The following is a 12,747-nucleotide window of genomic DNA, read 5'->3' as shown; positions in this document are numbered from 1 at the left end:
GGTGGTAGAGCAGGCTCCACCCCTTGCTGGGCAGCCTGCGTGATCGCTGGTCAGGGGTCCTACTTCTTAGGTTTTCGGTCGTGTTGACCAACGTGATGAGGACAGACGCGCTGTCGCTGCAGGCGGTGCGCAAGGTGTACGGGTCGGGCGGCGGCGCCGTGACGGCATTGGACGGGGTGACCGTCGGCATCCGTCGAGGCACCTTCACCGCCGTGATGGGACCGTCCGGCTCGGGCAAGAGCACCTTCCTGCACTGCGCGTCGGGCATGGACAGGCCGACTTCCGGCCGCGTGCTGCTCGGCGAGACCGACCTCGGTGCCTTGAAGGAAGCCCGGTTGACCGAGGTGCGCCGGGACCGGATCGGGTTCGTCTTCCAGGCCTACAACCTGCTGCCGTCGCTGACCGTGCTGCAGAACATCACGCTGCCGCTCCGCCTGGCCGGGCGCCGGGCGGACTCCGCGTGGCTGCGGGAAGTGGTCAGCCGGGTGGGGCTGGACGGGCGGCTCGACCGGCACCCGGCCGAACTCTCGGGTGGTCAGCAGCAGCGGGTCGCGATCGCTCGGGCGCTGGTGGCACGGCCCGAGGTGGTGCTCGCCGACGAACCGACCGGGGCGTTGGACTCGCGGACGGCATCGCAGGTGCTGACGCTGCTTCGGTCCATTGTGGACGACATGGGTCAGACCGTGCTGATGGTGACGCACGACCCGGTGGCTGCGTCTGCTGCGCACAGCGTGTTGTTCCTCGCGGACGGGCGGCTGGCTGGGGAGCTGCACGCGCCGACGCCGGAGAAGGTCGCCGAGCGCATGACGCATCTGGGGGAGTGGTGAGCGCGGTGCAGGGGTGTGCAGGCGGATTTGGGGAGCGGAGACGTGGCGGGGGAACGGTGAGCGTGGTGCTGGGGCGTGCAGGCGGGTTAGTGGGGGCGCTGGCCGGCCTGTTGGGCGGGTTGCTTGGAACGGTGGCCGGGCGCATGGGCGCATTCGTGGGGAGTGGTGAGTCGTGCTGACTCTTGCGTGGCAGACGGTCAAGGCCCGCACCAGCGGGTTCGTGGGTGCGTTCATCGCGGTCCTGTGCGGCACGGCCCTGGTGGCGGCCTGCGGGATCCTCATGGAGTCGGGGTTTCGCGGCGGCGTGCCGACCCAGCGTTACGCGGCCGCTGACGTGGTCGTCACCGGCGATCGGACGGTGCGTCCGCCAGGTGGTGACGTGCTCGCGTTCGAGCACGCCGCCGAGCAGCCGGCCATTCCGGCCGCGCTGGTTGCCAAGATCGCCTCGGTGCCGGGTGTGAAGGCCGCGGTGGCCGAGCTGACTTTCCCGGCCGTGGTGGTCGGGAGCGATGGTCAGGCGCTGGCGGAGAAGCCTTCACTCGGCCACAACTGGGAGTCGGCGGTGCTGGCACCGTTCACGCTCAAGGCAGGAAAAGCTCCGGCGGCGGACAACGAGGTCGTGCTGGACTCCGGGCTGGCGGCGCGGGCAGGCGTGGCACCCGGCGATGAAGTCCGCGTCATGACCCGGTCGGTTCCGGTGTCGTACCGCGTCAGCGGCGTTGCGGATGGACGAGGAGACCGCCAGGCCGCCCTGTTCTTCAGCGCGGCCAAGGCGACCGAGCTCGCCGGAAGTCCTGACCAGGTCAGCGCCATCGGAGTCATGGGCAACGTCGGCGACCGCATCGAGGACGTCCTCAAGAACGACCACGTCACCGTCTCGACCGGTGCCGACCGCAGTGCCGCCGAGTTCGACGATGTCAGCCAGACCAAGGCGATCCTCGCGCTCATCGCGGGCTCGTTCGGCGGCTACGCGGTCCTGGTCGCGATCTTCGTCGTGGCCAGCACCCTGGCGCTGACCGTCGAGCAACGTCGCCGCGAGTTCGCCCTGCTGCGCGCCGTCGGCGCCACCCCGCGCCAGATCCGCAAGATGATCGGCCTCGAAACGCTCGTCGTCTCGGCGGTCGCAGGCACCCTCGGCAGCGTCGGAGGCATCGCGGTCAGCCACGGCCTGCGCAACGCGTTCGCGAACATCGGCGTGGTTCCGCAGGACTTCGAGCTCTCGATCAGCCCGATCCCGCTTGTCGCCGCTCTGCTGATCGGCCTCGGCGCGGCACGGCTGGCGGCCTGGAGCGCGGCTCGCAGGCCGTCGAGCATCAACCCCGTCGAGGCGCTGGGGGAGGCCGCGGTGCAGCGCAAGGACGTCGGCCGCGTCCGCCTGACCATCGGGTACGTGCTGATGGCGATCGGCACGGCGGCGACCACGCTTCCGTTGTTCATCCCCGGTCAGATCGGGGCGGCGATGTCGGTGATGGCCGCGCTGGTGCTGATCATCGGCTTGACCCTGACCGGGCCGCGCGTCATCGGCAAGGCGGTCCGGATGATCGCGCCGAAACTCCCCGGGACGAGCGGATATCTGGCGGCTGCGAGCGTCACGAAGAACTCGCGCAGGCTGGCCGCGGCGGTCACGCCGCTGATGCTCGCCATCGGGTTCGCCGTCGTGAACTTCTACAGCCAGACCACGTTCGGCGCGGCGGTGCAGCAGGAAGCCACGAAGTCGATCACCGCAGACCACGTGATCAGCGGCGTGACCGGAGTGCCGGAAGAAGTGGCCGAAACCGCGCGGAAGACCCCTGGCGTCACCGCGGCGACGTCACTGGTCCGCACGCAGGTCATCACGGCCAGCAAATCCGGCGACAGCGTCGAGGTGAACAGCGGTCCGGCCAACGGCATCGACCCGCAAGCCGCCGGCACCGTCGACCTCGGCGTGACCGAAGGAAGCCTGACGGACCTCACGCCCGGCACAGTGGCGTTGAGCGACACGCATGCGTTCTGGAACAACAAGAAGGTCGGCGACACCGCCGAGTTCTGGTACGCCGACGGACAACCCGCGAAGCTCAAGGTCGTCGCGATCTACGAGCACGAGCTGGCGTTCGGCGACCACGTCCTGAACGCGCAGGACGCCCGCGCCCACACCAGGGCGGGCATGGACAGCGCGGTCCTGATCAACGGAACCGCGCCCGGCGAACTGGTCAGCCGCTATCCGGGACTGACGGTCGCAAGCAACGTCACCGCCCAGGACCGGGGTGACGAGCGGACCCAGTTCCTGCTGAACCTGGTGGCAGTCGGCGTGATCCTCGGCTACGTGGCGATCTCGGTGTCCAACACGCTGGTGATGTCCACGGCGGCGAGGCGTCGCGAGTTCGCCCTGCTGCGCCTCGTCGGCACCAAGAGCCGCCAGGTCAGGCAGATGATGCGGACGGAAGCACTGCTGACCGTCGGTCTCGCCGCGATCTTCGGCACGCTCGTCGCCGCGTTGCCCCTGACCCTGCTGGCGATCGGCTCCACCGGAACGCCGCTACCCGCCGGCCCGCCCTGGGTCTACGGGGCGGTCCTGGCGGGAGCGGCTCTGCTCGGGATCGTGTCGATCAGTGTGGCGACGAGGTTGTCGTTGCGCGCCAAGCCGATCGACGCGATCGGGACGCGGGAGTGATCAGCCGACCGGCGGCGCCATGTCGAACCAGCTGAAGCCCTCCACCAGCTGCGTGGTGGTCGCGGTCGAGCCGGGCGTGGTGAGCTGCCAGCGCGTCACCGTGCGGAAGGTGCCCGGGATGGCGATGTCACCGAGGTCGTTCTCCGGGTTGTTCTTCGTCGGGATCCACTCGACCACGGTCTTCTTCGTCAACGTGGCATTGACCGTCGCGTAGTCGGACTGGGTCTTGAGGTAGTCGCCGATGCCGTGGTCGGAGGCGCGACCGGGGTCCATGTAGCGGACCTGCACCGTGGTGCCGTCGAAGGAACCGTCGACGGACACCACGGTCACGATGTGGCCGCCGCCGCGCTGCAGGCTGTCCGCCGGGCCGTCCGAGTAGCGCCCGTACACCATCTGCACAGGGCCGCGGGCGAGCTTGCGCGCCAGGTCACCAGCGAAGTCCGCGGAGATGTTGGTGTCGATTCCGGAGGTCGCGGTGCTCCAGCCGGCGTCACGGGCGGGCTTGGTCGCGATGTTCCAGGCGGCGCGCAGGTTGCCCAGGTTCGTGCCCTTGCTGGTGTACTTGGCGTCCACGCCGATCCGCCCCACCGAGTTGGTGATCACGTTGTAGTCGGCCTGGTCCTGCGGGTCGAGGTCCTTGACCTTCGTGGTGAGCCAGCCGACTGGCGCGTTCTTCTCGTGCGCCCAGTAATGCAGCACGTTGTAGAGCGACGTCGGACCGCAGTAGGCGCCACCGTTGTTCTCCAGACCCGCGCGGAACTGGTCGACGTCGCTGACCCCGCACTGCTTCACGGAGAAGTCGGGGCCCACCAGGTCGGTGACCTTCGTGCAGGGCACCGGCTGGCCGATGATCGGGTCGGCGAGGGCGACGGCGGGGAGCGCGAGGGTCGAGAGGGTGGCGGCGGCGATGATGGCCTGACGGATCATGGTCCTTACCTTCCGTTCGCTGACTGCGTTGGTAGGTAAAGACTCTTCGAACGAGAACACGAAGGCATGAGGGATGATCCCTCAACCCCGACCGCGCAAAGTTGGGTGTATCAGGCCATCCCCCACGCCACTCCGTTAAAGACTCGGCCGGATCGGGCTGGTGTGGTTGCCGAGGTGGACGGGCAGCGAGTGCAGCCCGTAGACGATCGAGAGCTTGCGGAACGACAGCGAGGCGGGATCGGCCGCCAGCAGCAATTCGGGGAACCGGCGCACCAACGCGGGGTAGGCGATCCGCAGCTCCATCTTGGCCAGCTCGGCGCCGATGCAGCGGTGCGCGCCGTAGCCGAACGCGAGGTGCTGCCCAGCGGACCGGGTCGGGCAGATGTCGTCCGGCGAGGAGTAGACGCCCGGATCGCGGTTCGCCTGCGACAGCGAGCACGCCATGATGTCCCCCGCGCGCACCCGAGTGCCGGCGATCTCGATGTCCTTGCGCGCGACGCGGAGGAACGCCACCTGCACCACGGACTGGTGCCGCAGCAGCTCGTCGACCACTCCGCCGATCGCCTCGTCGTCATCGCGGACGCGGGCGAACAGGTCGGGGTCGCGCAGCATCGCGAGAGTGCCGAGCGAGATCATGCTGGCCGTCGTCTCGAAACCGCCGGTGAGCAGCCCGTCGGCCAACCCGGCCAGCTCGTCGTCGTCCAGCTCGTCACCGTGCTTGCGGATCAGCTCGCCGAGCAGCCCGTCGTTCGGAGCCTGGCGCTGCGCCCGCACCAGCTCGCGGAAGTAGACGACCGACTCGGACACCGCGGACAACGACGCCGTCGCGGCACCACCGAGGTCGAACCGGGCAACACTGCGCCGCTGGAACTCCTCGCGCTCACTCGCGGGCACGCCCAGCAGCTCGCAGATCGTGAGCGCCGGCACCGGCATGGCGAAGTCCTCGACCAGGTCGACAGGGCCGTCCTTCATGGACATCAGGTCGAGCTGGTCGGCGACGATCGCCTCGATCCGCGGCACCAGGCGCGACAGCCTGCGCATGGTGAACTCGGGCGTCAGCACCTTGCGCAGCCGGGTGTGCTCCGGCGGGTCGCTGAACCCCAGCCCGCCCGGCGCCTCGTCCGCGAACAGGCCCATCTCCCGGAAATGGCCGAAGTCGTTGCTGAACGACTCGCTGTCCACCAGCACCTGCTTGGCCGCCTCGTAGCCGGTCACCAGCCACACCGTCACCGGCAGCGGCAACCGCGTGATCGGCCCGTGCGCCTGCATCCGCGCCAGTTCCGGCACCGGGTTCAGCCCGTTGCGCCGCAGCGGTGCCAGCACTCGTGACGGGACGAACCACGACGACTCGAGGTCGAACCCGGTCTTGCTCAGGTACGCGAGAAAGCGTCGCCCCATCCATCCGGTCACGCGCGAGCGGACCCCTGTCGCTGACTGCATGACGTCCCTCATGAGGCGGCTGTCCCTTCGGCGGAAAGGGGGTCAGTTCCTGCTGGTCCCCACCGGAACGGACAATAACGACGTGGCCGCGTGCTCGCGTCATCCCAGGGCCTAACGCGCCGTCATACTTTGGTCCAGATGTCGAGGGTCGGCGGGTGACGAGTGCTGAGGACTTCGACCGCTGGTACGCCGACCGGGTCGAGTCGCCCGTGGCCGACGAGCTGGTACGGCGCATGCTCTCCCTTCCGCCCGACCTGCAGTCCACGAGCCTGCTCAGCGGCCCTGGCCTGGACGAGGTCGTGGCACTCCTCGACCCGCGACCAGGGCAGGTGCTGCTGGACCTGGCGTGCGGCCGCGGCGGATACGGCCTGGAGATCGTCCGGCGCACCGGGTGCGGGCTGATCGGCGTGGACTTCTCCGCCGTCGCGATCGAGCAAGCGAAGCAGCGCGCTGTCGAGCTGGCGGTCGAGGCCGGCTTCCAGGTCGGTCGGCTGACCGACATCGGGCTCGGCTCGGCCTCGGTCGACGCGGTGATGGTCATCGACGCCTACCAGTTCGCGGACCCGAAGCTCGACGCGCTGCGGGAGTGCCTGCGCGTGCTGCGCCCTGGCGGACGCGTGGTCATCACCACTTGGGAGGCCCTCGACCCGGATGACGAACGGCTGCCCGAGCGGATGCGGCAGGTGGACCTCGCCGCGCAGCTGCCCGAGGCCGGGTTCACCGAGGTCGAGGTCCTCGACAAGGAGGAGTGGCGCCTGAGGGAGAAGCGGTTCTGGAACGAGTCGCTCACCGTGGACGCCGGCGACGACCTCGCGATGCAGTCGATGCAGGACGAAGCACGGCGCGTGCTGAAGGGCTTCGACCTGCGGCGCCGGGTTCTGGCCCACGGGTCCGCGCCTCGACGGTGACTATCCGCTGTGGAGGGTCAGTCGCGTGCCCTGCCAGCGTTGCCGCAGCCACCTGTCGTGGCTGGCCAGCACGATCGCGCCTGGTCCGGTGCCGAGCGCGTCCTCCAGTTCGTCGCACAGCGTCGGCGACAGGTGGTTGGTGGGCTCGTCGAGCAGCAACAGGTGCGGTGGATCGGCCACCAGCAGCGCGAGCGCGAGCCGGCGGCGCTGGCCCACCGACAGCGCGCCGACGGGTTTGCCCAGGTCCCGCTTGTGCAGCAGTCCCAGCGACTCCAGTGGCACCTGCTCCACGCGTTCGGCTCCCAGTGCCCGGCCGTAGGTGCCGCGCGGGGTGAGGCGCGGGTTGGCGAACTCGGTGTCCTGCGTCAGCAGGCCGACGCGCAGATCGGGATGCCTCCTGATGCCCTCGGTCTGCAGCTGACCTGCCATGACGAGCAGCAAGGTCGACTTGCCCGCGCCGTTCGGACCGGTCACGAGCAGCCGCGCGCCGTCGTGGACCTCCAGGTTCTCGAGCTGCAGTCTTCCTGGAACCCGCACGTGGCTCAATGACAGCAGGAGTTCGTTGGCGGGCAACGAGGTCAGCGCATCCGGCTCGAAGGTCAGCGGGCGCGGGGGAGCGGGCACCCGGCGGCGTTCGAGGTCTTCGAGGCGGCGGGTGGCGTTGCGGACGCGGCGGGAGATCTGGCTCTGCACGCGGTTCGCTCGCACGCCGTAGCCCATCTTCTCGCTGTCGCGCTTCATCCGGTTCGGCGCGACCCGGTGCGCGGTGACGCCGAGCGCCTGGTGGAGCCCTTCCAATTCCTCTTGTTCTTCGAGGTACTGGCGTTCCCAGCGAGCCCGGTCCGCGCGCTTGTGCCGCACGTACTCGCGGTAGGTGCCACCGAACCGCACCGGGCCGTCCACCGCGGGGTCGAGGTCGATCAGGTCCGTGCAGACCTCGTCCAGGAACGCCCTGTCGTGGCTGGCCAGCACGACGCTGCCCGGCAGGCCTCTGAGCTGCTCCGCGAGGAACTCGGCCGCTTCGTCGTCGAGGTGGTTCGTCGGCTCGTCGAGCAGCAACGCGCTCGGCCTGCGGACGACCAACGCCGCCACCGCGAGCCGACGGCGTTGACCGCCGGAGAGCCGGTCGAGCGTGCGGTGCCGTGCCACGTCACCGAGCCCGAGTCCGGCGAGGACGATCTCGGCCCGGCGGTCCGCGTCCCAGGCTTCGTGCCGGTGCGCCAGCTCGAGCCGTTCCGCGTACGCCGCCTCGACGTCCTCGGTCGCGAGCAGGGTCGCGAGCCGCTCCAGTTCGGCGAGGTCCTCCCGCGACTCGGCCAGCGCGTCGTCGATCACGTCAGCGACCGTGGCGGACTCGGCGAACGGCATCTCCTGGTGCAGGAAACCCAGGTCCGACGGCCGTTGCACGGTGCCGCCGTCGGGCTGGTCGATGCCCGCGAGCAACCGCAGCAGCGTCGACTTGCCCGCGCCGTTCTCGCCGATCAACCCGATCCGCCGGCCGGGTGCCGCCGTGAGCGACACCCCGTCGAGCACCCGCCGGGTGCTGAAGACCCGCACCAGCTCGTTCGCGACCAGTGCTGCCTCAGGCATGCCGGCCCTCCAGCAGCTTGCCGTTCTCCAGCCGGAGCCAGCGGTCGATCCTCACCTCGCTCAGGAACCGTTCGTCGTGGCTGACGACGACGAACGCGCCCTGGTACGCGTTGAGCGCGCTCTCCAGCTGTCCCGCGCTGACGAGGTCGAGGTTGTTCGTCGGTTCGTCGAGCAACAGCAGTTGCGGCGCGGGTTCGGCGAACAGGATGCACGCCAGCGTGGCCCGCAGCCGTTCACCGCCGGACAGCACGCCGACCGGCAGATGTGCCCGCGCGCCCCGGAAGAGGAAGCGCGCCAACAGGTTCATCCGCTCGGCCGGTGGCATGGCCGGGGCAGCCGCGGCCAGGTTCTCCGCGACCGTGCGGCTGTCGTCGAGCAGGTCCAGCCGCTGTGACAGGTACGCGACCCGTCCGTCCGCTCGTTTCACCTCGCCGGTGTCGGGTGCCAGCGATCCGTGGATCACCCGCAGCAGCGTCGACTTGCCCGCGCCGTTCGGAGCGGCCAGGGCGATGCGTTCCGGGCCGCGGATGGCCAGGTCCACGCCGTCGAACAGCTCGCGCACCCGGATGCCGGTGCCCCCGAACAGGTTCCGGCCGGCGGGAACAGCGGTCTGCGGCAGCTCCAAGCTGATCTTCTGGTCGTCCTTCAACGCCCGTTCGGCCTGGTCGAGCCGGGTCTTGGCGGCGCTGAGCCGGTTCGCGTGCGTGCCGTCGGCCTTCGCGGCGGACACCTCGGCGTTGCGCTTCATGTTGCCCGCGAAGATCTTCGGCAGGCCGGCGCTGGAGAGGTTCTTCTGGGCGTTGCTGGCCCGCCGCGCCGCCCGTTCGCGCGCCTGCTGCATCTCCCGCTTCTCGCGCTTGACCTCCTGCTCGGCGCTGCGGATGTTCTTCTCCGCCACCTCGCGCTCGGCCGCGACGGCTTCCTCGTACTCGCTGAAGTTGCCGCCGTAGAACCGGATCTCGCCACCGTCCAGTTCGGCGATCCGGTCCATCCGGTCGAGCAGCGCCCGGTCGTGGCTCACGACCAGCAGGCAGCCGCGCCAGTCGTCCAGCACGTCGTAGAGCCGGTGCCGTGCTTCCAGGTCGAGGTTGTTCGTGGGCTCGTCGAGCAACAGCACGTCCGGCTGCTTGAGCAACTGCGCGGCGAGGCCGAGCGAGATGATCTGGCCGCCGCTCACCGTGTCCAGTCTCCGGTCGAGCTCGATGGTGTCGAGGCCGAGCCGGTCCAGCTGGGCTCGGGTGCGTTCTTCGAGGTCCCAGTCGGTGCCGATGACGGTGAAGTGCTCCTCGTCGACGTCACCGGCCTCGACGGCCGCGATCGCCCTGAGGACGTTCGCGACGCCGAGCACTTCGGCCACGGTCAGGCCGGCGGTCAGCGGCAGGTCCTGGGGCAGGTAGCCGAGAACGCCCTCGACGGTCACGCTGCCGTCCGCGGGCTCGAGCGCGCCCGCCACGAGCTTGAGCAGTGTGGACTTGCCGGCGCCGTTGGGGGCCACCAGGCCGGTGCGGCCGTCCGGCACGGTCGCGGACAGACCGTCGAACACCGGGGTGTCGTCCGGCCAGGCGAAAGACAGGTTGGAAAGAACGATTGACACGGTGAAACCTCGGGATGCGCTGTGCGTGGGAAAATGGGGACGACGAAACGGCCATCGCGATCGATGGCCTTTCACATCCAGGGCTCACCCTGAGATGTCGTCTTCACCCACCAGCAGCACGTCGTTCTCCTCTTCGAGGCGTTGATCTCCACGGTAGCAGCCGCGGGCAATTGAGTAGCGCCGACCGGGCCGGGCGGGGTTGACTCAGCCCCGTGACCAGCGACTTCACCGACCGGGTGAGCACGGTGTGGCGGCGCAGCGGTGAGCTGCCGCCGGAGTTGCCGCAGCCGTCGGCCGACCTGCTGGTGTTCGCGGACGGCACGTTGTGGCTGAGCGGTCCGGAGACGGTGGCGCGGACGGGGACGCTCACGCAACCGCTGACGGGTGTGCGGCTGAAGCCCGGTGTTTGTGCGGACGTGCTGGGGATCGCCGCCGACGAGGTGCCGCTTTCGGGCATGCGGCTTCCCGGTTCGGGTCTTGACGACGGGTTGCGGGCGTTGAGCGGCACTGCCAGAGCCGGCGACTCCGCGGTTCGTCAGGTGCTCCGGGCGATTCACGCGGATCCTGGAGCGCCGATGTCCGATCACGTCGTCGGGTTGTCGCCGCGGCAGCTGAGGCGGCGGTTCCAGGTCGCGGTCGGGTTGAGTCCCAAGGCCTACGCGCGGGTGGTGCGGTTGCACCGCGCGATGGACCTGGCGCGGGCCGGCACGCCGGACTGGGCGGAGATCGCTCTCCGCAGCGGGTTCTACGACCAGCCGCACATGCTCGCGGAGTTCCGGCGGGCGGTCGGGATGTCGTGTGTCCGTTTCTTCCAAGCGACGACGGCGGCGGCGTAGCACGCTGGGGTGGTGTTGCTCGAAGAGATCTTTCGCGCCCCCGAGGTGGGGCCGGTGCGGTTCACGTCGTTCGGTGCCTGGCTGGTCACCCGGTACTCCGAAGTGGACAGAGTGCTCACCGACCACTCGACGTTCTCGTCCGACGAACTGCGGCACAGCACCCAGCCGATCCCGCACCGCGACAACCCGTTGCTGCGCAGTCTCTTGGCCACCGACCCGCCTCAGCATCAGGCGTTGAGGCGCAAATTCGGCAGGCTCTTCACCCCGCGGGCGGTGGCCGCACTCGAACCGGAGATCAAGGCCCGCGCGGAAGCGTTGATCACGGGGTCGAGCCTCGACCTGGTCCGCGAGGTGGCGTATCCGTTGACCCTGCACACGATCGCGGGTCTGCTGGGCGTGCCGGTGTCGCCGGACTTCGTGCGCTGGACCGAGGCGATCACGTCGTTCTTCGGCACGTTCGCCGCCGACGACACCGACTTCCGGCTGGCGGTGCGGGAGCTGCGTGCCTTCTTCCAGGCGCAGGGCATGATCGACGACGAGCTGGTCAACCTCTGCACGCTGCTGCTGATCAACGGCCACGAGACCACCAAGACGCTGCTGGTGAACGCGATGCTGTGCCTCGTCTCCCAGCCGTTGCCCGCTGATCTCCCGCTGGCGATCGAGGAGGTGCTCCGGTACCTGCCCCCGACGGGCGGTACGGACCGGTTCGTCACCAGGCCCACCACGCTCGGCGGCGTCGAGCTGCGGCCAGGGCAACGGGTGATCGCGATGATCTCCGCGGCCAACCGCGATCCGGAGGTGTTCGCCGACCCGGACACGTTCGACGCGGGCCGGACCGTCAACCCGCACCTGTCGTTCGGGCACGGGATCCACTTCTGCCCGGGCGCTCACCTGGCTCGGCTGCAGGTAAGGATCGCGCTCTCCGTCTTGTTGGAGAGGGAGTGGCAGATCGCGGACCTGGAGACCCGGAGGACTCCGGTGGGGATCGACGTGCTGGAGTTGAAGCTCCACGCCTGAGCGGAAGGAGAAGGTGGAAGGTGTCCGTTCTGGAGTTGCTGCGTGAGCGCAGGCGACAGGGAAGCACGCCAGGTCAGCGTGGCGATGACGCACGCCTGGTGCTGCTGATCGAGGGCGGGAGCTCGCGCGGCGCGTACTCGAGCGGGATGGCCGTGGCGATCGAACGGCTCAGGCTGCTGCCGTTGTTCGACGCCGTCTACGGCAGCTCGGCGGGGTCTCTCAACGCTGCCTGGCTGCTGTGCGGGCGGGCCGAGAAGACCGTGGACGCCTGGTGGGATCCGAGAGTCATGCGGACGACCATCAACCCGTTGCGCGCCTTCAGCCGCCAGCCCGTCGTGGACACGAAACACCTCGTGCACACCATCTACACGCAGGTCTGGCCGATGGGGTTCCAGGACATCCTGGACAACCCCGTCCCGTTCCACCCGATCGCCACGGACGCGCTCACCGGCGAGGCGACAGATCTGCACTCGAAGATCCACGACGTCGGGAGCCTGCAGACCGCGTTGCGGGCGTCCACCGCGATGCCGCTGCTCGCCGGGCCGCCCGTGATCATCGACGGGCATCCCTACGTCGACGCAGGCTTGAGCGAGATGGTGTGTGTGCGGTCGGCGCTCGCCCAGCAGGCCACGCACATCGTCGCGCTGCGCACCACGCGGGAGGACGATCTTCCGGTGGGGCCCACCCGTGGCGAACGGCTGGTGCTGTCGCGCTGGTTCGCCCGCCATGCGCCCGGAGTCGTGCACACCTGGCTGAACCGCAAGGAACTCCGGGACGAGGAGGAGGAGCTGCTGGCGACGCATCCCGCGTGCCTGCAGATCCGGCCGCCGCTCGGCAGCCTGCAGGTCGGCCGCACCGAACGACGCCCCGAGGTGTTGCGCGCGGTGGTCGACACGGGCCTCCAGGCGGCGATGAACGCGCTGGAAGCCGCGGTCGTGCTAGGTTAACGCAACAACCT

At 69.5% G+C, this 12,747-nt stretch carries 10 protein-coding genes; 6 read left to right on the top strand and 4 right to left on the bottom strand.

Annotated elements, in window-relative coordinates:
* Window positions 1–95 precede the first annotated feature (95 nt).
* Window positions 96–827 (top strand): ABC transporter ATP-binding protein, encoded by a 732-nt coding sequence (locus UK23_RS10035; protein WP_045311180.1) that lies wholly within the window; start codon window positions 96–98, stop codon window positions 825–827.
* Window positions 828–999: 172 nt separating this feature from the next.
* Window positions 1,000–3,477: an FtsX-like permease family protein gene (locus UK23_RS10030; protein WP_045311139.1), complete on the top strand. Its 2,478-nt coding sequence runs from the start codon at window positions 1,000–1,002 to the stop codon at window positions 3,475–3,477.
* Here the strand turns inward: UK23_RS10030 and UK23_RS10025 are convergent, their stop codons facing one another.
* Together UK23_RS10025 and UK23_RS10020 are read right to left on the bottom strand one after the other, a co-directional pair.
* A complete protein-coding gene (locus tag UK23_RS10025; protein WP_045311138.1) occupies window positions 3,478–4,404 on the bottom strand; it encodes a hypothetical protein in 927 nt (308 codons plus the stop codon). It abuts the gene before it with no gap.
* A 135-nt stretch (window positions 4,405–4,539) separates the two neighbouring features.
* Complete coding sequence (locus tag UK23_RS10020) at window positions 4,540–5,814, bottom strand: cytochrome P450 (protein WP_231114445.1); 1,275 nt, start codon at window positions 5,812–5,814, stop codon at window positions 4,540–4,542.
* 185 nt (window positions 5,815–5,999) lie between these two features.
* On the opposite strand from UK23_RS10020, the gene UK23_RS48455 reads away from it, so the two are divergent.
* Window positions 6,000–6,752 (top strand): class I SAM-dependent methyltransferase, encoded by a 753-nt coding sequence (locus tag UK23_RS48455; RefSeq protein ID WP_052684526.1) that lies wholly within the window; start codon window positions 6,000–6,002, stop codon window positions 6,750–6,752.
* Here UK23_RS48455 and UK23_RS10010 read toward each other — a convergent pair whose 3' ends face one another.
* Together UK23_RS10010 and UK23_RS10005 are read right to left on the bottom strand one after the other, a co-directional pair.
* A complete protein-coding gene (locus UK23_RS10010) occupies window positions 6,753–8,342 on the bottom strand; it encodes an ABC-F family ATP-binding cassette domain-containing protein (RefSeq protein WP_045311137.1) in 1,590 nt (529 codons plus the stop codon).
* Complete coding sequence (locus UK23_RS10005) at window positions 8,335–9,936, bottom strand: ABC-F family ATP-binding cassette domain-containing protein (protein WP_045311136.1); 1,602 nt, start codon at window positions 9,934–9,936, stop codon at window positions 8,335–8,337. Before UK23_RS10005 ends, UK23_RS10010 begins: the two co-directional genes overlap by 8 nt.
* 212 nt (window positions 9,937–10,148) lie before the next feature.
* Between UK23_RS10005 and UK23_RS10000 the strand changes: the two genes are divergently transcribed.
* Genes UK23_RS10000 through UK23_RS09990 form a run of 3 tightly spaced genes read left to right on the top strand, consistent with a single transcriptional unit; the run spans window position 10,149 to window position 12,736 of the window.
* Window positions 10,149–10,772, top strand: a complete 624-nt coding sequence (locus UK23_RS10000; RefSeq protein ID WP_045311135.1) for a helix-turn-helix transcriptional regulator — start codon at window positions 10,149–10,151, stop codon at window positions 10,770–10,772.
* A 12-nt stretch (window positions 10,773–10,784) separates the two neighbouring features.
* Window positions 10,785–11,789 carry a cytochrome P450 gene (locus tag UK23_RS09995; protein ID WP_156212995.1) on the top strand — a complete coding sequence of 335 codons (1,005 nt, stop codon included), beginning with the start codon at window positions 10,785–10,787 and terminating at the stop codon, window positions 11,787–11,789.
* A gap of 20 nt (window positions 11,790–11,809) precedes the next feature.
* On the top strand, window positions 11,810–12,736 hold the full coding sequence (locus tag UK23_RS09990; RefSeq protein WP_045311134.1) for a patatin-like phospholipase family protein: 927 nt from the start codon (window positions 11,810–11,812) through the stop codon (window positions 12,734–12,736).
* The last annotated feature ends 11 nt before the right edge of the window (window positions 12,737–12,747 follow it).

This window comes from Lentzea aerocolonigenes, from assembly GCF_000955955.1.
GTDB classification, from domain to species: domain Bacteria; phylum Actinomycetota; class Actinomycetes; order Mycobacteriales; family Pseudonocardiaceae; genus Lentzea; species Lentzea aerocolonigenes_A.
This window is presented reverse-complemented; position numbering and strand designations above follow the sequence as displayed.